The sequence below is a fragment of the Mesorhizobium sp. M0437 genome (genome assembly GCF_040321335.1).
Classification (GTDB): Bacteria; Pseudomonadota; Alphaproteobacteria; order Rhizobiales; family Rhizobiaceae; genus Mesorhizobium.
In genome coordinates, this window is record NZ_JAMYRK010000087.1 from 1 (window position 1) to 20,537 (window position 20,537).

21 protein-coding genes, 1 tRNA gene and 1 pseudogene are annotated in these 20,537 nt (G+C 61.6%); 6 read left to right on the forward strand and 17 right to left on the reverse strand.

The features are described 5' to 3' along the window. Window positions 1–245: 245 nt before the first annotated feature. From NKI72_RS31030 to NKI72_RS31060, 7 genes are all read right to left on the reverse strand, one after another. Window positions 246–452, reverse strand: coding sequence for a type II toxin-antitoxin system HicB family antitoxin (locus NKI72_RS31030; protein ID WP_352837584.1), 207 nt, complete (start codon window positions 450–452; stop codon window positions 246–248). 111 nt (window positions 453–563) lie between these two features. Beyond that, the gene (locus tag NKI72_RS31035) at window positions 564–1,166 is read right to left on the reverse strand and encodes a hypothetical protein (protein ID WP_352851735.1); all 603 of its coding nucleotides are present in this window, start codon (window positions 1,164–1,166) and stop codon (window positions 564–566) included. Window positions 1,167–1,202: 36 nt separating this feature from the next. Beyond that, on the reverse strand, window positions 1,203–4,967 hold the full coding sequence (locus NKI72_RS31040; RefSeq protein ID WP_352837069.1) for a vitamin B12-dependent ribonucleotide reductase: 3,765 nt from the start codon (window positions 4,965–4,967) through the stop codon (window positions 1,203–1,205). 650 nt (window positions 4,968–5,617) lie between these two features. After that, complete coding sequence (locus tag NKI72_RS31045; protein WP_352541407.1) at window positions 5,618–6,106, reverse strand: NUDIX hydrolase; 489 nt, start codon at window positions 6,104–6,106, stop codon at window positions 5,618–5,620. A gap of 222 nt (window positions 6,107–6,328) precedes the next feature. Then, a complete protein-coding gene (gpt, locus tag NKI72_RS31050; RefSeq protein WP_023674762.1) occupies window positions 6,329–6,829 on the reverse strand; it encodes a xanthine phosphoribosyltransferase in 501 nt (166 codons plus the stop codon). A 127-nt stretch (window positions 6,830–6,956) separates the two neighbouring features. Then, on the reverse strand, window positions 6,957–7,790 hold the full coding sequence (locus NKI72_RS31055) for a universal stress protein (RefSeq protein WP_352699960.1): 834 nt from the start codon (window positions 7,788–7,790) through the stop codon (window positions 6,957–6,959). 78 nt (window positions 7,791–7,868) lie between these two features. After that, on the reverse strand, window positions 7,869–8,618 hold the full coding sequence (locus NKI72_RS31060; protein ID WP_352748193.1) for a competence/damage-inducible protein A: 750 nt from the start codon (window positions 8,616–8,618) through the stop codon (window positions 7,869–7,871). A gap of 149 nt (window positions 8,619–8,767) precedes the next feature. Between NKI72_RS31060 and NKI72_RS31065 the strand changes: the two genes are divergently transcribed. Next, complete coding sequence (locus tag NKI72_RS31065) at window positions 8,768–9,754, forward strand: alpha/beta fold hydrolase (protein ID WP_352837073.1); 987 nt, start codon at window positions 8,768–8,770, stop codon at window positions 9,752–9,754. 92 nt (window positions 9,755–9,846) lie between these two features. Here NKI72_RS31065 and NKI72_RS31070 read toward each other — a convergent pair whose 3' ends face one another. The 8 genes from NKI72_RS31070 to NKI72_RS31105 form a co-directional block, all read right to left on the reverse strand. Beyond that, complete coding sequence (locus tag NKI72_RS31070) at window positions 9,847–10,740, reverse strand: carbohydrate ABC transporter permease (RefSeq protein WP_023674766.1); 894 nt, start codon at window positions 10,738–10,740, stop codon at window positions 9,847–9,849. Window position 10,741: 1 nt separating this feature from the next. Beyond that, entirely contained in the window at window positions 10,742–11,593 is an 852-nt protein-coding gene (locus tag NKI72_RS31075; protein ID WP_502893743.1) for a carbohydrate ABC transporter permease, read from the reverse strand. 187 nt (window positions 11,594–11,780) lie between these two features. Next, window positions 11,781–13,106 carry an ABC transporter substrate-binding protein gene (locus tag NKI72_RS31080; protein ID WP_352837076.1) on the reverse strand — a complete coding sequence of 442 codons (1,326 nt, stop codon included), beginning with the start codon at window positions 13,104–13,106 and terminating at the stop codon, window positions 11,781–11,783. 33 nt (window positions 13,107–13,139) lie between these two features. Beyond that, a complete protein-coding gene (locus NKI72_RS31085; protein ID WP_352837079.1) occupies window positions 13,140–14,225 on the reverse strand; it encodes an ABC transporter ATP-binding protein in 1,086 nt (361 codons plus the stop codon). A 164-nt stretch (window positions 14,226–14,389) separates the two neighbouring features. Next, window positions 14,390–14,629 (reverse strand): DUF2188 domain-containing protein, encoded by a 240-nt coding sequence (locus NKI72_RS31090; RefSeq protein WP_023674770.1) that lies wholly within the window; start codon window positions 14,627–14,629, stop codon window positions 14,390–14,392. A gap of 28 nt (window positions 14,630–14,657) precedes the next feature. Continuing rightward, window positions 14,658–14,951: a DUF982 domain-containing protein gene (locus tag NKI72_RS31095; protein WP_352541401.1), complete on the reverse strand. Its 294-nt coding sequence runs from the start codon at window positions 14,949–14,951 to the stop codon at window positions 14,658–14,660. A gap of 61 nt (window positions 14,952–15,012) precedes the next feature. Continuing rightward, window positions 15,013–15,330 (reverse strand): SH3 domain-containing protein, encoded by a 318-nt coding sequence (locus NKI72_RS31100; protein WP_352541400.1) that lies wholly within the window; start codon window positions 15,328–15,330, stop codon window positions 15,013–15,015. Window positions 15,331–15,439: 109 nt separating this feature from the next. Further along, entirely contained in the window at window positions 15,440–16,543 is a 1,104-nt protein-coding gene (locus NKI72_RS31105) for an NADH:flavin oxidoreductase/NADH oxidase (protein WP_352851737.1), read from the reverse strand. Window positions 16,544–16,696: 153 nt separating this feature from the next. Between NKI72_RS31105 and NKI72_RS31110 the strand changes: the two genes are divergently transcribed. After that, a complete protein-coding gene (locus tag NKI72_RS31110) occupies window positions 16,697–17,275 on the forward strand; it encodes an NUDIX domain-containing protein (protein ID WP_352541399.1) in 579 nt (192 codons plus the stop codon). A 48-nt stretch (window positions 17,276–17,323) separates the two neighbouring features. Then, the gene (locus NKI72_RS31115) at window positions 17,324–17,713 is read left to right on the forward strand and encodes a hypothetical protein (protein WP_352837086.1); all 390 of its coding nucleotides are present in this window, start codon (window positions 17,324–17,326) and stop codon (window positions 17,711–17,713) included. A gap of 101 nt (window positions 17,714–17,814) precedes the next feature. Here the strand turns inward: NKI72_RS31115 and NKI72_RS31120 are convergent. Continuing rightward, window positions 17,815–17,903, reverse strand: a tRNA-Leu gene (locus NKI72_RS31120). Window positions 17,904–17,960: 57 nt separating this feature from the next. Continuing rightward, on the reverse strand, window positions 17,961–18,293 hold the full coding sequence (locus NKI72_RS31125) for a tyrosine-type recombinase/integrase (protein WP_352837089.1): 333 nt from the start codon (window positions 18,291–18,293) through the stop codon (window positions 17,961–17,963). Between the two features lie 351 nt (window positions 18,294–18,644). On the opposite strand from NKI72_RS31125, the gene NKI72_RS31130 reads away from it, so the two are divergent. From NKI72_RS31130 to NKI72_RS31140, 3 genes and pseudogenes are all read left to right on the forward strand, one after another. Further along, the gene (locus tag NKI72_RS31130; RefSeq protein ID WP_352748169.1) at window positions 18,645–19,127 is read left to right on the forward strand and encodes a class I SAM-dependent methyltransferase; all 483 of its coding nucleotides are present in this window, start codon (window positions 18,645–18,647) and stop codon (window positions 19,125–19,127) included. A 557-nt stretch (window positions 19,128–19,684) separates the two neighbouring features. Continuing rightward, window positions 19,685–20,137 carry a cupin domain-containing protein gene (locus tag NKI72_RS31135; RefSeq protein ID WP_352837092.1) on the forward strand — a complete coding sequence of 151 codons (453 nt, stop codon included), beginning with the start codon at window positions 19,685–19,687 and terminating at the stop codon, window positions 20,135–20,137. A gap of 203 nt (window positions 20,138–20,340) precedes the next feature. Then, a pseudogene (locus NKI72_RS31140) lies at window positions 20,341–20,502 on the forward strand (transposase); the annotation flags it as partial. Window positions 20,503–20,537: the final 35 nt, after the last annotated feature.

Sequence of the window (20,537 nt, forward strand, 5' to 3'; positions counted from 1 at the left end):
TGCCGCGCCAGGGCGACAGGGCGAGGCCTTAGACGCCTTCAAAAGACGCCCAGTAGGCCAATCAGGTTAAGCACACCCTTCATGCAAAGCCCTCCCTGTGGGAGAAGGTGGCTCGGCGCGGAGCGCCGAGACGGTTGAGGGGTGTTGGACGGAGCGCCGCCGGTGCCAAGCTGGAGCACCCCTCATCCGACCTCGCTTCGCGAGGCCACCTTCTCCCACAAGGGTAGAAGGGGAGATCGCACCTTCTACGCCTCTACATATTCCGCCAGGCTGACCCCCTTGGGTACATCCAGCCCATTGGCCCGCAGGCCTTCGATATGAAAGCGTATTGCGTCACGAATTTCGGCTTCAACCTCAGGCACCGTCGCACCGGTGGCGATGCAGCCGGGCAGATCCGGCACATAAGCGGAAAAATTGTTTCCGGCTTTTTCAATCACCACCACGTAACGCATGTCATCGCTCCTTTAGGCGGACTGCCGGCCACGGCGACGAAGGGGCTGGCGGCATTGACGCGATAGACGGCAATTGCTGGCAGAAGCAATTGGGCGGCTATCTTGGCGTCGTTAGCTCGGGTAGCGCATCCCATGCCAGGTTTCGCCGGGGTCCTTCGGGATCAGCTTCGGGCGCCACGTTATCGAGGAAGTCGGATCTAGCCCCTTTGAAAGCGTCGCATCTGCTCGTTCTAGAAGGTAGTCTGGTGACTCGCCGATAGACGCCCTGCCTTCCCAAAGAGCGCCGCTCTCGAACTGATGGAATTGGATGCGAAATACCGGCCAACTTTTCTTCTTCGCGCGCATTAGCTGGGTGGCCTGATTGTACTCGCGCGATGCATAGATATGCATACAGTGGTAAAGAATGGTGTCAATCGAGGTGCGTCCTGAGAAGATCGTTATGAATTCGACTCCATTTGTGGAGGTCTTAGATAGGATCCAGCAATTTTTTATTATTGAGTATTGGCGATTAAAGTAGGAACGAAACAGGTAAATTTGATAGTTGATAAACTCTTGGCCAGTTTTTCTATCTTGAAAATACTTTTCGATCTCGCGTTCTATTTCTATTTTCGACGCGCCTGAACGGATCGCGTTTGAAATGGCAGTAAGTGCTCGGCGTTCGTCGTTTGGGTGTACGGCGAAAGGGGCGCTATCAAAGGCAAACGCCCCCTTCAATTGTCTACGCCAATCGGCCATCGAAGATGTGAGCGCTCAGCTACACCCGCTCGTCGCCCCGCAAGTATCGCACTTCTCGCAAGTCCCGTTCCGCACCATCGTGAAGTTATGGCATTCCGAGCATTCGTTGCCGGTGTAGCCCTGCATCAATGATTGCTGGCGCCGGTTGGCGGCGAGCGCTTTGGCTTCGGCTGCTTCTTTCGCGGCCTCGTCGGTGAACAGCTCCGTCGGGTCGGAGGCTTCCGCGTAGACGATGTCCTCGACCAGTTCCCTGGCGCGCTCCTCGTAGTCGCGCTTGTAGGCGATGGCTTCGTCGCTGGCCGGCTTCAGCGTCAGCACGTTGGAGCCGGAGAAGGCGGTCGGGGCGGTACGGGCCGGAGTTCCGGAGCCGGAACCCGCAAAGCCTTTCGGCTCGGCACCCATGCCCGACACCAGCTTGACCGGCGAGGCGCCGCGGGTCAGGCCCTTGGAGAAGGGCGTTGCCTTGCCTTCGTTGATGCCGCGCCCGAGCGCAGTCTTGTCGAAGTCCGACTGGTCGACATGGGCGAGGTCGTTGCGGCCGAGATAGGAGACGGCGAGTTCGCGGAAGACATAGTCGAGGATCGACGTGGCGTTCTTGATGGCGTCATTGCCTTGCACCATGCCGGCCGGCTCGAATTTGGTGAAGGTGAAGGCTTCGACGAATTCCTCGAGCGGCACGCCATATTGCAGGCCGAGCGAGATGGCGATGGCGAAGTTGTTCATCATCGCCCGGAAGGCGGCACCTTCCTTGTGCATGTCGATGAAGATCTCGCCGAGGCGGCCGTCATCGAATTCGCCGGTCCTCAGATAGACCTTGTGGCCGCCGACGACCGCCTTCTGGGTATAGCCCTTGCGGCGGTTCGGCAGTTTCTCGCGGTCGCGGTAGAGACGCTCGACGACGCGCTCGACGATCTTCTCGGTCACCTGCACCGCGCGCTGCGCGGCCGGTGCCGCGATCAGCTGCTCGATGGCTTCGTCCTCGTCGTCTTCGACGTCGGCAAGCAACGAAGCGTTGAGCGGCTGCGACAACTTCGAGCCGTCGCGATAGAGCGCGTTGGCCTTCAGCGCCAGCTTCCACGACAGCATGTAGGCGCCCTTGGCATCTTCCACCGTTGCGTCGTTCGGCATGTTGATGGTCTTGGAAATGGCGCCGGAGATGAAGGGCTGCGCCGCCGCCATCATCATGATGTGGCTGTTGATCGACAGCGAACGCTTGCCGATCTTGCCGCACGGGCTGGCGCAGTCGAACACCGGCAGGTGTTCGGCCTTCAGGAACGGCGCGCCTTCCAGCGTCATCGCCCCGCAGACATGGATGTTGGCGGCCTCGATGTCCTTCTTCGAGAAGCCCAGCGCCGGCAGCATCTCGAACGAGAAATCGTTGAGCTGCTCATCGGTGAAGCCGAACGTCTCCTTCACCCAGTCGGCGCCCAGCGTCCACTGGTTGAAGACGAACTTGATGTCGAAGGCCGACTTCAATGCCGCATTGAGCGCCGCGATCTTGTCGTCGGTAAAGCCCTTTGCCTTGAGCGAGCCGGGGTTGATGCCCGGCGCCTGGTTGAGATTGCCGTGGCCGACGGCATAGGCCTCGATCTCGGCGATCTGGGCCTCGGAATAGCCGAGCGTGCGCAGCGCTTCGGGCACCGCGCGGTTGATGATCTTGAAATAGCCGCCGCCGGCCAGCTTCTTGAATTTCACCAGCGCGAAGTCGGGCTCGATGCCGGTGGTGTCGCAATCCATCACCAGGCCGATCGTGCCGGTCGGTGCGATCACCGTTGCCTGTGCGTTGCGGTAGCCATGCTCCTCGCCAAGCTCGATGGCGCGGTCCCAGGCGGCCTTGGCATGGTCGGCAAGCTCCTGCTGCTTGAGATCCGAGGCGACCAGCGGCACCGGGTTGACGGCTAGCCTCTCGTAGCCGTCCCTTTCGCCATAGGCCGCGCGGCGGTGGTTGCGCATGACGCGCAGCATGTTCTGCGCGTTGCGGTCGTAGTCGGGGAAGGCGCCGAGCTCGGCGGCCATTTCGGCCGAAGTGGCATAGGCGGTGCCGGTCATGATCGCGGTGAGGGCGGCACAGATGGCGCGGCCCTCGTCGGAATCATAGGGAATGCCCGAGGTCATCAGCAGGCCGCCGATATTGGCGTAGCCGAGGCCGAGCGTGCGGTACTCGTAGGAAAGCTTGGCGATCTCCTTCGACGGGAACTGCGCCATCATGACGGAGATTTCCAGCACCATGGTCCACAGCCGCACCGTGTGCTCGTAGGCAGCGATGTCGATGGTGCCGTCGGCGTTGCGATAGGGCAGAAGGTTGATCGAGGCCAGGTTGCAGGCGGTGTCGTCGAGGAACATGTATTCCGAGCACGGGTTGGACGCCCGGATCGCACCGGCCGAGGCGCAGGTGTGCCAGTCGTTCATCGTCGTGTTGAAATGCAGGCCCGGATCGGCCGATGCCCAGGCGGCATAGCCGATCTTTTCCCAGAGATCGCGCGCCTTCAGTGTCTTCAGCACCTTGCCGTCCTTGCGGGCGGTGAGATGCCAGTCGCCGTCCTGCTCGACGGCGCGCAGGAAATCGTCCTTCAGCGACACCGAATTGTTGGAATTCTGGCCGGAAACGGTGAGATAGGCGTCCGAATCCCAGTCGGTGTCGTAGGTCTTGAACGACATCGAGGTGTAGCCCTGCTTGGCGAACTGGATGACGCGGTAGATGTAGTTCTCCGGCACCGCGTCCTTCTTGGCCGCCTTGATCTCGCGCTTCAGCGCGGTGTTGACCGCCGGGTCGAAGCAATCGTCGCCATTGCCTTCGCAGTTGATGCAGGCCTTCATGATCGCTTCGAGATGCTTCTTGACGATCTTCGAGCCAGTGACCAGCGAGGCGACCTTCTGCTCCTCATTGACCTTCCAGTCGATGAATTCCTCGATGTCGGGATGATCGGCGTCGACGATGACCATTTTCGCGGCGCGACGCGTCGTGCCGCCCGACTTGATGGCGCCCGCCGCGCGGTCGCCGATCTTGAGGAAGCTCATCAGCCCCGACGAACGACCGCCGCCCGACAGCTTTTCGCCTTCGCCGCGCAGGAACGAGAAGTTGGAGCCGGTGCCGGAGCCATATTTGAACAGGCGCGCCTCACGCACCCACAAATCCATGATGCCGCCCTCGTTGACGAGGTCGTCCTGCACGCCCTGGATGAAGCAGGCATGCGGCTGCGGATGCTCGTAGGAAGACTTCGACTTGGTCAGCTTGCCGGTGAACGGGTCGACATAGAAGTGGCCCTGGCTCGGGCCGTCGATGCCATAGGCCCAGTGCAGGCCGGTGTTGAACCATTGCGGCGAGTTCGGCGCGACGCGCTGGGTGGCCAGCATATAGGCGAGCTCGTCGCGGAAGGCGCGCGCGTCTTCCTCCGACTTGAAGTAGCCGCCCTTCCAGCCCCAATAGGTCCAGGCACCGGCAAGCCGGTCGAAGACCTGGCGGGCGTCGGTCTCGGAACCGTAGCACTCGGCTTCCGGCAGCTTGGCCAGTTCAGCCTCGTCGGCGACGGAGCGCCACAGGAAGGAGGGGACTTGCGTCTCTTCGACCTTCTTCAGCCGTGCCGGGACGCCCGCCTTGCGGAAATATTTCTGCGCCAGGATATCGGCGGCAACCTGGGAGAACTGCGCCGGCACGTCGATGTTGTCCAAGCGGAACACCACCGACCCATCCGGATTCTTGATCTCGGAAAGCGCCTTGCGGAATTCGATCTCCGCATAGGCAGATTGTCCTGGCTTGGTGAAACGACGCTCGATGCGCATTGGTCCGGTCCCTTTTGTCTACATATAGCGCTTTTCCCAGAGGATTTCTGCCCTCTTGACGAAACGCGCATGTCCGCCGTCTGCCGGCGTTCGAAACCCGCCGGCTCTCATCTTCACAGTCTCCGCCGCCCTGCCGGTCGAACCTCTTGCGAGGCCGCTGTCCAACGCGCTCACGGACCCTGTGGGTCCCTCAAAACTGAAAACTTTTTGTAACGCCCTCGGTCGAGGGAACTTCACATTATCTAGCGTCGAACCTACCTGCAAACACTAAATATAGTATTAACAGACAATTTATTCAAGTCCGACAATCCTCCCCTTTCGCCCCCCAAGGCTTCAAAATCCCACGCATTCGCCGGCCTCGTAAACAGGCGGGAATGCGGATCAAAACGCACATATTCCGGGAAAAAGACCGGCCTCGAAACTTTTCCGGTCGCACTCTCAACAAAAGCGCATGGCCTATAAAAGGCGACTCGTTTTGCGGCGTCAAGGATTCGTTTGCGTAGCTTTTATGACCCCAACATCTTGTGTGTCACATATGTGGATAACGGGGATAGAAGCGGAGCGCGGCGAGGAAGGGTCGGCTCTGGGTGGAGGCGCTTCGGCAACGACGTTCACAGCACCTGAGCGAATAGGCTATGCGCGACTGAGACTCAGGAGAACCGATGCGGATCCGCGCAGAAATGGGCGATGATCTGGCTGAGGTCGGGTTCGTTGACCATGCGCACAGCCTCGGCGGCGCTGACCCATTTGCGGGTGCGTGCCCGCTTTTCCTTCCATCGGTCGGCGACCTTGTCGACCTGCAGCGGGAAGACCAGCACCTCGCACGGCACTTCCTCGCCGGAATCCAGCACCTTGGCGTAGAAATAACGGCCGGCCTCGTGATGCGAGATCGTGCCGCGCAGCCCGGCCTCCTCGCCCGCTTCGCGTGCCGCCGCTTCACAAAGCGGCTCCTTTGCTTCCGGCCAGCCCTTGGGAAGCACCCAGCGGCCGGTATCGCGGCTGGTGATCAGCATGATTTCGACGCCGTCCCCGCTATCGCGCCAAGGCAGGGCTGCAACCTGCAGGCGGTACGGCACCGCGCCTAAGAGTCGCCGGACCCTTTCGGCCTTATGGTTGTGCGTCGTTGGCCTCGTCAACATCGGAGAAGCTTGCCCCAGCTTCCAGAATCATTTGCCGTCTCACGAATCTTACGGCTAATTATAAGCAATGAAAGTAAAAAATGTTGCACGGATCGGCCAGATTCCGTCAATCTGCGCCGATCTCAGCCTAATGGCGCGACTGCAGCAGCGTCGCGCCACGCCTTTATCGGTGTGCGGAGATCCCCTGGGCGGACTCGGTGCATCAAGCGGCGTTGCCGCGAATCAGCCGGCGTGATCGTCGGCGATCGGCTTCTGGTAGGTGAAGCCCATGTCCCAGGGGAAATAGATCCAGGTGTCCTGGCTGACCTCGGTAACGAAAGTGTCCACCATCGGCCTGCCTTTCGGCTTGGCATAGACGGTGGCGAAATGCGCCTTAGGCATCATCGCGCGCACGATGCCCGCCGTCTTGCCGGTGTCGGTGAGGTCGTCGATGATCAGCACGCCGGCCCCGTCATCGGCGAGCAGCGCCGGCGTGACCTCCTTCAGCACCTGCAATTGCCCCTGGCTGGTATAATCGTGGTAGGAGGCGACGCAGACCGTCTCGATGATGCGGATGCCAAGTTCGCGCGAAATGATAGCCGCCGGAACCAGGCCGCCGCGCGTGATGCAGACGATCGCCTTCCATTGCCCCTTGTTGGCGCCGGCAAGCCGCCAGGCGAGCGCGCGCGCATCGCGGTGGAACTGGTCCCAGGAGACCGGGAAGGCTTTTTCGGGCAGGGACATCTTTCGCGCACTCCGCAAAGCGCGCATCGCGCGCAGACACTATGGAATGCGCGCGGAATTAACTGGAAAGGCTTGGCCTTGGCAAGGGCGCGGCAAAGCTATTGTCCTGCCAGCTATCCCTGTGAACCTACCGCGACAGGAAAGCCGCCACCGGGGCGGTGCGCAGCACCGTTCGCGTCACCCCGCCGAACAGCAGCTGGCGCAGCCAGGAATGGCTGTAGGCGCCGAGCACGAGCAGGTCCGCACCCGACTCGGCGACCCTGGTCTGGATGATGTCGTCGACCGAGGCGCCGCCGGACCTCAGCACCGAGACGCTGACGGTCGCGCCATGCCTGGACAGCGAGGCGGCGATCTCGGCGCCGGCTGTTTCCGGCGCCTCGTCCAGCGTATCTGGCGGGTCGATGACGACGATGTCCGTCTTCTCGGCCTCGATGATGAAGGGCAGGGCATCGAAGGCCGCGCGCGCGGCTTCCTTGCTGCCGTTCCAGGCGAGCAGCACGTGCTTGAAGCTAGTGACGAGCGGACCCGAATGCGGCACCACCAGCACCGGCCGGCCGGCATCGTAGACCAGCGTGTCGACGTCGGCGCTCGGGTCGCTGCCCGATTCGCGCTGCGCGGCGATGATCAGGTCCGCGGTGCGAACGGTCGAGATGCCGGTCAGCGCACTGTCGCCGGAAAAACTCTCGAGACTGCGCCACTCGAACGACAGGCCGGAATTCTCGATGCGCTTGTGAAAGGCGGCCTGCAACTTCTCGGCGCGCTCCCGGTTCATATCGGCGGAAACCTGCAGGAACTCGGTGTCCGGAAAGCCGGTGGCAGAGGTGTAGGGCACGGGCAGCGCCTCGGCATGGATGCCGATCAGATGGCTCTGGAACCGGCCTGCCAGCGGGATCGCGCAGTCGAGGACGCGCTCGGCATCCTGTTCGTTCTGTAGTATGGCGACGATGGTCTTGAAGCGCATGGCAGTCCCTCACTTCTTACGGCGATCCCATCCGTGACAAACGTCACTGCGCGATGCTGGTTCCGTCAGGCCGGCCGATCAGCCCACTCGGCTTGCCTTGATCAAGCCCGCCACCATAGCCTCTACGTCTGCGCGTGCGGAGTCCAGCGCCTGCTGGCTGCGGGCGCGCACCACCAGTTCCGTCCAGAACTTGCCGTCGCCATATTTCGGGTAGGAGCCGATGATCGTGTCCGGATGCGCCTTCTGGATGTCGCCCAGCGGCCCGCCGATCAGGCCTTCGCCGAACGGGCATTCCACGGTTGCCGACAGCATTTTGGTGCCGGCTCGCAATGTCGGCACGACATTGTCGAGCATCGCCTGGAAAATCGCCGGCACGCCGGCCATGACATGGACGTTGCCAATGCGAAAGCCCGGTGCAACCGACACTGGATTATCGATGTGGTCTGCCCCGCGCGGCATCCGCGCCATGCGCTTGCGCGCTTCGGTGTATTCGATGCCGCGGGCGGCGTAGCTTGCCTCCAGCAGGGCGTAGGCCTTGGCGTCGTATTCGCATGGCACGCCAAAGGCCTTGGCAACTGAATCGGCGGTGATGTCGTCATGCGTCGGGCCGATGCCGCCGGTGGTGAAGACATAAGTATAGCGGGTGCGCAGCGCATTCACCGCAGCGACGATCTCGTCTTCTTCGTCGGGAACGATGCGGACTTCCTTCAGGTCGATGCCGATCGCCGTCATGATGTCGGCGAGGTGGCCGATGTTCTTGTCCTTGGTGCGGCCGGACAGAATCTCGTCGCCGATGACGAGCATGGCGGCGGTGACGATTTCGGTCATGACTGGCTCCGGCAAACGGGTCGCCTGAGATAGCGCGGCAAACGGCCGGCGGCAATGCCGCCAAACGACGGATCTACCTGTGCCACCTCCCTTGCAGTACACCCGTTGGCGGGTGATGCTGCGTGCCGGTTTGGAGCCCTGAGCAAGACATGCCGGCATCGATTCTGCTATGGCTACCCGGCGCGCTGTTTCTGCTGGCGCTCGTCGTGGCAGCCTATCCGATGCTGGCGACGCTGCGGATCGCGGCGAAGGCCGAAAGGCTGGTGCCGGCCAGTGGCAGATTCATCGAGATCGACGGCAACCGCATCCATTATGTCGAGACGGGCGAGGGGCGGCCGATCGTCTTCCTGCACGGCCTCGGCGCGCAGCTTCATCAATTCGGCCACACGCTGTTCGGGCGGTTCGGCCCGAACTATCGGCTGATCGCGCTCGACCGTCCGGGCTCCGGCTATTCGGTGCGGGCCAGGGCCGCCAGCGGACGGCTGTCCGAGCAGGCCGAGGTCGTGCGGCATTTTATCGACGCGCTTGGGCTGGAAAAGCCGCTGGTCGTCGGTCATTCGCTGGGTGGCGCCATCGCGCTGACGCTGGCTGTCGAGCATCCAGAGGCGATTTCCGGCATCGCCTTGCTGGCACCGCTGACCCATCTGGAGCCGGACGCGCTCGAGAAGTTCGGCCCGCTGTACATTAAGTCGCCGCTGCGGCGCCGGATCATGGCTTGTACGGTGGCGATCCCGGCGGCTCTCAAATATGCCGAAGCGACGCTTGCCTTCATTTTCGCGCCGCAGACGGCGCCGACCGACTATATGGTCGAGGGCGGCGGCTGGTGCGGGCTCAGGCCAAGCCATTTCTATGCAACGTCGACCGATGTCGTGGCCATCGAGCATGACCTTGGCCGCATCGAGCAACGCTATGGTGAAATCACCATGCCGGCCGGCATTCTGTTTGGTGCTTCCGACCGCGTGCTGGGCATCGATATCCACGGCTGGCCGGTGATGGAAAAGATCAGCGGGCTCGATTTCGAACCTGTCGAGGGGCTTGGCCACATGCCGCAATTCGTCGAGCCGGAACGGGTCGTCGCTTTCATCGAACGCATTGCCGACCGCGCATTTGCGCCGAAGTCCGACACCGGCAGCTGACACCCTCCCGGAACGCGGTCTCGGCCGGCAGGGCGCCCGCCCCGGGCATTCCCGGCCGCCGGGAATACCTCCGAACCCAATCACGATGCTGGCTATTCCTTCACGGCTCCGGTCATCGAGGAAACATAGTGCTCGACAAAGAACGAATAGAGCACCACGACCGGCAGCGAGCCGATCAGCGCTCCCGCCATCAGCGCCCCCCATTCATAGACGTCCGAGCGCACCAGCTCGGTGAGCACGCCGACCGGCACAGTCTTGTTTTCGGACGACTGGATGAAGGTCAAGGCGTAGATGAACTCGTTCCATGACAGCGTGAATGCGAAGATGCCGGCGGAAATCAGGCCCGGCACCGATAGCGGCAGCACGATCTTGGTGAGGATCTGCCAACGGCTCGCCCCGTCGATCAGCGCGCATTCTTCCAGCTCGAACGGGATCGAGCGGAAATAACCCATCAGCAGCCATGTGCAGAACGGGATCAGGAAGGTCGGATAGGTGAGGATGAGCGCGAACGGCGTGTCGTAAAGACCAAGGTTGAACACCATCACAGACAGCGGAATGAACAGGATCGAGGGCGGTACGAGATAGGCGAGGAACACCGCGAGGCCGACCTGCCGCGCCCCGGAGAACCGCAAGCGCTCGATCGCGTAGGCAGCGAACACCGCAGCCAGCAGCGACAGGAACGTAGCGGCGGTCGAGATGATGATCGTGTTGAGCAGCCAGCCCGGGTAAGACGTCTCGAAGAGCAGGTAGCGGATATGCTCGAGCGTCGGATGCACCACCCAGAACGGATTGAAATTGGCGTAGTCGGTCATCTCGAGGTTGGGCTTAACCGCCGTGATCGTCATCCAGTAGAACGGAAACAACAGCACGATGACGAAGATCAGCAACGGCAGGTAGACCGTCACCACGCGCCGCGGCAAACTCTGCAGGTAGCCCATGCCGCCTTCGTCGAGTTCCGGGCGTTTGCTCGTTTCGATCGCGGTCATGTCAATCTCCGCCGCCCTGCTGCCATTTGCGACGCTGCAGGCCAAAATAGCTGAACAGGATCGCCGCCAGCAGGAACGGGATCATGGCAACTGCGATCGCGGCGCCTTCGCCAAGCTGGCCTCCGGAAATGCCGCGCTGGAACGACAGCGTCGCCATCAGATGCGTGGCGTTCACCGGCCCGCCGCGCGTCAGCACATAAATCAGCTGGAAGTCGGTGAAGGTGAACAGCACCGAAAACGTCATGGTGATGGCGATGATCGGCGTCAGCAGCGGCAGCGTCACATAGCGGAACAATTGCCAGCGGCTGGCGCCGTCGAGCGTGGCGGCCTCGTAGAGCGACTGCGGGATCGTCTGCAGGCCGGCAAGCAGCGTGATCGCCACGAAAGGAATGCCGCGCCAGACGTTGGCGGCGATAACCGAAGCCCGCGCATTCTCCGGATCGCCGAGGAAGTTGATGCGATGGTCGATCAGGCCCATTTCCATAAGCGCCCAGGACAGGATCGAGAATTGCGAATCGTAGATCCACCAGAAGGCGATCGCCGACAGCACCGTCGGCACCACCCAGGGCAGCAGGACGATCGCGCGGAAGAACGACTTGAACGGCAGGTTCTGGTTGAGGATAAGCGCCAGCCACAGGCCGAGCACAAACTTCAGGACCGAGGCGCTGATCGTGTAGAGCAAGGTGTTGAAGACGGAGAGCCAGAAGACGGCGTCATCCCACAGATATTCGTAGTTCTCGATACCGATGAAGATGCCGGGGCGGCCGATGCGGGCATCGGTGAAGCCGAGCCAGACGCCGAGCCCGAGCGGATAGGTCAGGAAGACCAGCAGCAGCGCCGCCGCCGGCAGCATGAAGCCGAAGCCAAGCGCGTTATGACTTTCGGACACGAACGTCAGAATGCGCGACAGCGCCGACCGGCGTGGCTGAGCGGCAGCGGAGGTCACGGCCATGGGTCGGCTCCTCTAAGGTCTCATTGAACGGCCGGGCGGCCATGCGCGATTCGAAGCCGGGCAGCATGGCTGCCCGGCTGAACCCGGCTCAAACGCGATAGTAGCGGTTTGCGCGCTTCTCGGCTTCTTCCATCGCTTCTTGCGGCGTCGCCTGGCCTGTCACCGCCTTGGCGAACATGTCGACCAGCACATAATCGGCCATGGTCGCTGCCGAGGCATAGCCAAGCGGGCCGGCATAGCCGTTGGGCCGCAGCGTCGCCGAGGCCTTGGCGTAGGCGGCATTGTTCGGATCGGCCGTCCACACCGGGTTGTTGTCGAAGGCTTTGAGCGTCTGGCAGCAATAGCCTGCCGACGACGTGATCCAGTGCGACATTTGCGGATCCTCGAACATGAACTGCAGGTAGGCCTTGGCGGCGTTGGGGTAGGGCGTGTAGTCGAAGATCACGGCCGTGGTCACCTGGAACAGCTCGACGGATTTTCCGACCGGGCCGATCGGCAGGTTGGTGGTGCGGATGTCCTTGGCTATCTCGGCCAGTTTCGGATCCTTGTCCTTGTTGATCTTGGCGGTGTTGTAGGCCGAAATGCCGTTGGCGATGACGCTCAATTGCCCGGCCAGGAAGGCGCGGTTGTTGTTGACGTCGAGCCAGCTTTCGGTACCGGGAATGAAGGTCTTGTAGAGCTCCTGCGCGTATTCGATCGCCTTCAGCGTCTCGGGGCTGTTGATCGTCACCTTGCTGCTCTCGTCGACCATCTGGCCGCCATGGCTCCACAGCAGCCAGTGGGCGTAGTTGTTGCCGTCGCCGACGCCGTGGCCATGCGTGAAGCCGGCCGGGTGCCCCTTCGCCTGCAATGCCTTGCAAAGCTCGAGCAGGCCTGCCGTGTCCTTCGGAAATTCGGAGAAGCCGGCCTCCTTCACCCAGCTTTCGCGATAGACGATGGCATTGCCGATGGTCGCCAGAGGCAGGCCGAGGAACTTGCCTTGCCGTGTCGCATATTGGTGCGGTCCATCGTGCCAGCCGCCATATTTCGAGCCGAGATATTCCCCCAGCTCCGTCACGTCGTGCAGCTTGTCGGGATATTGGTGCGGGTCGTCGAACCAGACGAACATCAGGTCCGGGCCGGAGCCGACATTGGCGGCGACCGCCGCCTTGGGGCGGATGTCCTCCCAGCTTTCCTTGTCGACGCGGACCTCGACGCCGGTCGCTTCGGTGAAGCGTTTGGTGTTGGCCAGCCATTGATCCTCGTCGCCCTGCACGAAAGGCGACCAGCGCAGCAGCCTGAGCTTGGCGCCGTCCTCGGGCTTGTATTTCAACCCCTCCTGGGCAAAGGCGGGAGAGCCGATGAGCCGGCTTCCCAAGGCTCCCGCCGCAACGCCGGCGGTGGTGCGGATCACGTCACGTCTGGTGAATTTCATGCTCGCTTCCTCCTGCTTATTGTCCTTGCCGTCCTACTGCCCGATGGGCGTTTCGAACCGCTGTCCGGTTTCGCCGTGAAAGAGGTGAATGAGGCCAGGCTCGGCCGTAAGCCGGATGGTTTCGCCCGGCGTGAAGGAATGGCGTTCGCGGAAATTTGCGACGATCTCATCGCCGCCGGCGGTGCGGCCGATGAGCTGCACTTCGGACCCTGTCGGCTCGACCACCACGACGGTGACCGGAATGCCCTGATTGTCGGACAGCCGTAAATGCTCGGGCCGTATCCCCAGCACGACCGGCTCACCATTGCCGATGGAAAGTGCCGAGGCCAACGGGACCGAAATCCCGCCGGCGCCGCGAAATGACGGCGAGCCGTCGCTTACGATCTCGCCTCTGAGCATGTTCATGGCGGGCGAGCCGATGAAACTGGCGACAAACAGATTGTTCGGCCGGTCGTACAGCTCGAGCGGCGGCCCGATCTGCTCGACGATGCCGTCATGCATGACGACGATCTTGTCGGCCATGGTCATCGCCTCGATCTGGTCGTGGGTGACGTAGACCGTCGTCGTCTTCAGGCGCTGGTGCAGTTCCTTGATCTCGGCGCGCATCTGCACCCGGAGCTTGGCATCGAGATTCGACAGCGGCTCGTCGAACAGGAAAACCTGCGGGTCGCGCACGATCGCCCGGCCCATGGCAACGCGCTGGCGCTGGCCGCCGGAAAGCTGGCGCGGATAGCGGTCGAGCAGCGGAACCAGTCCCAGGATTTCGGCCGCGCGCCGCACGCCGGCATCGCTCTCCGCCTTGGGAACGCCCTTGAGCATCAGCGAGAACGCCATGTTCTCGGCGACCGTCATATGCGGGTAGAGCGCATAGTTCTGGAAGACCATGGCGACGTCGCGCTCCTTTGGCGCAACGTTGTTGACGACACGTTTGCCGATCGCGATCTGGCCGCGCGAGATCTTTTCCAGGCCGGCGATCATCCTGAGCAGGGTAGACTTTCCGCAACCCGAAGGCCCGACCAGCGTGACGAACTCGCCGTCGTCTATATCGACGCTGACCCCGTGCAGGACCTCGACGGTCCCAAATGATTTGTAGACATCCCCGATCGCGACAGACGCCATCGATCTCCTCCCGATTGATTCCCGCAACGACTTCGAAGGAAACCGCTTTCCTGCCTGGCTCGCGACGGCACCCAGGCTCCTCCCCGGTCACGCGCGATTTGAGACGGTAGCGCTACCAAACCGACCTGTAAAGCACGCCGGCATCACCTGGATATCGGCACACTCTAATCCGAAACCTCGGTCTGCGGCCGGTCGCGGCCGTCGGCGAGCTCGTCGTGCCATTTGCCGTCGGCGTCCTCGTACTGGATGCCGTCGGTGTTGCCGGCGACCTGCTGTTCGGCCGAAGCGATCTCGGCGGCGCGCAACGCGTCCTGATGGGTGGGGAACGTTTCGGAGAATGTCGAGCCGACCTTGTAGGCCCAGCCTCCGTCATGCTCGACGATCTTGTAGGTCAGTTTCGCCATGAAACCCTCCGGTTGAAAGCCCGTTGCCTCAATGCAGCCTATCGTCGGCCAGTCTGTCGTCTGGCAGCCTGTCGTCTGGGACCAGCACGTCCGATTCCCTGGCGGCTTCGATCAGTGCCCGGCGCGCATCCGCCGTCGAACGATAACCTTCCAGCACTTTTAGGCAAGTGTCGAGGGCATCACGATGACGCGGCCCGCGGTTGAGTGGCCAGATCGTCATCAGGCACTCCGCCGCCTCCTGGGCGCTGCGGATCTGCCGATATTTGCCGACATGGCCGAGTTCGACCACGACCGGCTTTTCAAATGGCTTGCTGTCCATCATCGCCGCCAACGCGGAGCGGCCGATTTGGTTGCAACTGCTTTTTAGCTCAGGCGAAAATAGCTCAATAGCCGCAGTCGTTGCGCAGCCAGCGTGCATTCGCCCAGCCGGTGCGGCCGCCGAAATCGACCTTGTACCAGTTTCCGCGGCGGTCGAAGATCTCGGTTTGGTCGCCGTTGAACAATTGCCCGACCATGCGCGACGACGAGTTCGGCCGGGCCCGAACGGCGAGAAAGCCGCTTCCCGTCGCCAGATTGTAGTGCCTGGAAAGTCCGTGCACCGTGCCTTCGCAATATTGCGCCCCGGCCGGCGTCGGCGCGGCGAACGACAGCTCGGCCACAACCGCGGCGGCGGCCGCAATGGAAATCCCCCTGAACGACATGTCTCTGCTCCCCCAACCCGCCGCGCCCAGCCGCGGCCCCCGGCCACTCTACACCGGCAGAGGATCCATGCGAAGCTGTGCTGGCCCGTCCAGCGAGACGAACCCGCCGTCAGTTCGCCGCCTTCATCCAGTGCTGCATCGTCGTCACCGAGCGGGCAAGCTGCGGCGCCGGGTGGATTTTTTCACCGAAGGTGGCCGCGGCGCGCCAGCCCCCGCGCGGATCGGCAAGAAAGGCGCGCGCCAGCGCCACCATGTCGGCGCGGCCGTCGGCGACGATCGCCTCGGCCTGTTGCGGATCGTCGATCAGGCCGACGGCCCGCGTCGGGATGCCGACGGCCTTGCGCACCGCTTCGGCCAGATGCACCTGGTAGCCGGGCCCGGAGGGCAGCTTCTGCAAGGGCGAGTTGCCGCCGCTCGAGCAGCAGAGATAGGCGACGCCGGCTTCCTTCAGCGCTTTTGCCACTTCGATCGCATCCTCGACCTCGAAGCCGCCATCGACCCATTCCTTGATCGACAGACGCGCGCCCAGCATCAGCCTGGGCGTCGCCTTCTTTACCGCCTTGGCGATCTCGACGGCGAAACGCATGCGGTTCTCCAGCGAGCCGCCCCAGCGGTCGGTGCGCCGGTTGGACAGCGGCGACAGGAATTGGAAGATCAGATAGCCATGCGCGGCATGCAGCTCGATGAAGTCGAAGCCGGCGCGCTCGGCCCGCCGCGCCGCATCGGCGAAGCGTTCGATGATTTGCAGGATCTCGTCGTCCTCCAGCGCCCGCGGCACCTGCCAGCCGCTGTCGTAGGCGATCGCCGAGGCCGACACGATCGGCCACGGATCCTGATCGGCATGCAGCGGGCCGCCGCCCTCCCAGGGTTTCCGGTTGGACGCCTTGCGGCCGGCATGGGCAAGCTGCGTGCCGAATTTCGTGCCCGGTGCGGCGACACGCTTGGCTGCATCCAGCGTGCGTCGCGCCGCCGCCTCGTTGTCCTCGGAATAAAGGCCGAGACAGCCATGCGAGATGCGGCCGCGCCGTTCGACATCGGTCATCTCGACGGTGACCATGCCGGCGCCGGACATCGCCAGGTTCATCCAGTGATAGAGATGCCAATCGCTGGCCGAGCCGTCCTCGGCCGAATACTGGCACATCGGCGCGACCGCGATGCGGTTGGGGAAGGTCAGGCCGTCGAGGGTGATCGGCTGGAAAAGCGATGAGGTCATAAAAAACTCCGGAGAGGGTTGCCGCTATTTAGGCAGCCGATTGTGCCAGCGCCAGACACGAGACGGTGAACCGGTGCTCTGGACCAATTGGTGGCCCGATTGCACGAACCGCCGTTCGCGGCTACGCCTTGCCGCGGCAGCAGGGAGTCCACCATGGAAGATCGCATTCGCATCCGCTCTGAGGAAGTCCTTTCCGACGAGTGGGCGGTTTTGAAAAAGACCGTCTTCGACTATCGCCGGCGCGACGGCAAATGGGAAACGCACACCCGCCAGACCTACGATCGCGGCGACGGCGCGGTGATCCTGCCTTTCGATCCGGAGCGTTCGACGGTGCTTCTGGTGCGGCAGTTCCGCTACCCGGCCTACGTCACCGGCCACAAGGAGCCGCTGATCGAGGCCTGCGCCGGCCTGCTCGACGAAGACGATCCCGAAACCTGCATCCGCAAGGAGGCCGAGGAGGAACTCGGCTATCGGCTGAAGGACGTGCAGCGGCTGTTTTCGCCCTATATGAGCCCCGGCAGCGTGACCGAGCGGCTCTGGTTCTTCGTCGCCCGCTATTCGCCCGCCGACCGCATTTCCGACGGCGGCGGCGCGCATGACGAAGGCGAAGACATCGAAGTTTTGGAAATGCCGCTCGACGAGGCGCTGGCCGGCATCCACGACGGTCGGATTATCGACGCCAAGACGATTATCCTGATCCAGCATTTGAAGCTGAACCCGATCGGGGGGTGAACGGCTTTGCCGCAACGGGCTGAGATGCAGCTGAAAGGGAACAGATCTATGATTATCAAAAACTTGCCGAAGTGGTTGGGTGCGACTTCGATGGCTGTCTTTCTCCTGGCATCGATTACCCCGTCACACGCTGAATCCTATTCCAACCTGCAAAGCAAAGGATACAAGACCGGCAAGCTGTCGCGAGGTGCATCAGGCTCGCTGGGCTGGTTCGTGTCCAACGGCGAGAAAAAATACTTCTGCAGAATGCGAGCGGCGCGAGCCTATATCGGCACTACAGGGATGGTCGCTTTTACTGCCGCCGGTCGGCAAATCTCGTTGGACAGGGAAGTCTACGAAAAATACGCCGGATTTGATGCATCCCTTCCGCAGCTTTCAGACCTGAAGGCTGGTAAGCTCAACACGCGAGCTGTCGGTAATTGCGGTCCCGCAAAGTGAACCGCCCTTAAGCTGTCTTGGCAAATCCAAATCTGGTGCGGACGACGGGAATCGAACCCGTACGATCGGAGATCGAGGGATTTTAAGTCCGTTGCGAGGGTTGGTGTGGGCGACGGGATTTGAACCCGTAAGTGCTTGAAACACCGGCAGATTTTAAGTCTGCTGCGTATACCAGTTCCGCCACGCCCACCTCCCACATTGTGGGGAAATCCCACCAGTCTCCCGCATGGTTTCCCACACGGTCGGCCTAGGATTTGCCGTTCACTACCACGAGCCTCGGAGCCGCGCCACCTTCGAGGGCGGTCAGGTTGTCGAGCAAGTGATTGGGTGCGAGGTGGGCGTAGTTCAGGGTGGTCTGGATCGACTTGTGGCCCATCCAGATTTGGACGCGCCGGATGTCGATGCCACGGATGATCTGCCACGAGCAGCACGTATGCCGCGTTGTGTAGACCACGGTGTCGGACAGTCCTGGGATGTGTTCGCGGATGCTGCGCCACACCTCTATGACCTCCCACTTGCCGATGTCGCAGACGTCGCTGTGCTGCATCAGACGGTGGATGCCCTTGCGGTTCTGAGCCATCAGGCGACTGCCAGGAGATCGTGGTCGTGATGCGTTAATGGGGTTGGCTGGACTAGCTTTGAAGGCGATGTCCTAAACACCGTCCTCTCCTACTCCAATGCGGGCGCCTAGTTTCCCGCAAGTTGAGATCAGCAAGGCGCCTCGCAGCGCGCTTGAACGTGGTGTCCATGATGTTTTTCTGTGTTTTTGTGGGGAGGCAGGCTTTTCTTGGTCACGACTTATGAATAGTAGAAGGTAACGAGCGCTATATTTCGGCGATCTCTAATATTAGGAGTATATGATTTGTGGTGGTCAAGGTTCAAAAGAGGTTTTGCAGGAACATGGGAGGATAGACTGGACGGGATATTCTCATTGGAGATCGACTATGCTGGGAAATCCATTCTCGATGTTGGCTGCAATATGGGTGTTGTCGCCTATGAGATATCCAAGCTGAAACCCAGTTCGATCCATGGGATCGACGTTGCCAAGCCGCATATCGAGACTGCAAAGATGTTGTTGAGTGGCTCCCCGGTGCATGCCCGGTTCGATCGCCTGAATCTTGGCAGCCGGCGCCTCGGCAATATCCTTCTACCGAAATACGATATCGTCCTGCTGCTGGCCGTCTATCAGCACATGCAGCGCAACATCGGCCCAGGCAAGGCGCGAAGGGTGCTTTCCAATATTGTGAGGCGCACCTCGAATGTCGTTGCCCGCGTTCCGCCTGGAACGGATGGCGAATTCATCGAAACGCTTTCTGACGAGGGGTTCAAGGTTAAGAGCACTCACACATCGCCTCTTGGCAGTCATGTGCTGGTGCTTGAGAAACCGCCTCACGCACCTCTAAGATTGTGCTGATTTAATTCGATTTCCTCTTCTGGAGCCACCCTTGGCGTAGTTGTCTAACTCGTCGTCGGTGCCGGCCTGCAGATTCATGTGGATTGGTTTGGTCATGAACGTCTGTTCTCCTTTTCCCACACGATTTCCCAAAACGGCGTGTTTGCACGAGTGGAGAGCTTAAAATGAAATGCAAAACCCCGGCGCAAACCGGGGAATTACAAGCCTTGAGGGGTTAGTTGCGAGGGTGCAAAGGACTAGGACGGGATTTAAGTCCCTTGCTTCTACCAATTCCGCCACGTCCGCAGGCCAGTCCTTTTCAGATGCCGGGCAGGGGCCGTCAAGCCGTCTTCTGCCGTAGAGAAATCTGGAAGCTAGCGAGGCCGATCACCGACAGTGATACAAACAAAATCGTTTCACCTGGAAATGTTTTTAGCGGCAGCTTCCGCGGCTACCGCGAATGCGCGTCCCCCGTTCGCAGGATGCGTTCGGGCGCTCTGCCCTGATAGACTCCAATTGGCAAGTGGATCGGCGCGCCGATACTCGACGCCGTCCTCTACAGACACTGGGAGATTGTCATGCTCAAGCTTGCCTCTGCCCTGGCACTGCTGCTTGTTGGGACGGCGCCTCTGTTTGCCGATGAGATGCCGATGAACGCCAAAGACATCAAATGGGGTCCTGCTCCTGCTGTCATTCCCGCTGGCGCGGAAATGGCTGTTGTCGCTGGAGATCCCTCAAAGAACGGCGCTTTTGTGCTGCGGTTGAAGACACCTGCGGGCTACAAAATTGCCGCACATAATCATCCCACCACGGAATACGTAACGGTGCTTTCCGGCAACTTCCATATTGGAATGGGCGATAAGCTCGACGAGTCGAAAGGTGTCGAACTGACTGCTGGCGGCTTCGGCGTCGCGCCGGCCGGAATGAATCACTTCGCCTGGACGACAAGCGATACGATCATCCAGGTTCATGGCGAGGGGCCATTCAAGATCACCTATGTCAACCCGGCAGACGATCCGAGCAAGAAGTGACAGTTCGGGATCGAATTGAGTGAACCGGCTGAAGGCTCGGAACGAGTGCGTCGAACTCCGCCACCGTCGATTCAGAAGGATCCTCTAACGAGACGAAAGCTGCTTGGCCGCAACGGAATCGTATTCCGCCTGGGCCATTTGCCATGAATGGCGCAATAACAAAAACCCGCCTCGGGAGGCGGGTCGTTGGAGCCAATTGGCACACCCTGGTCGTTCGCATCTTCCCCAACCCGCGGAGCTGTCTGCGGCTGGTTCGGGCATTGGCGGTGGAGATCCACGAGAACTGGCTCGAGGCGACCCGCTACCTCAACATGGATCATCTGCGCGAGCACAAGAAGGAGAGCCTGAGGGCCTTGGCCGCCTGAGCACCGTCATGTGTCCGCCGCTCCGCTAAACACGG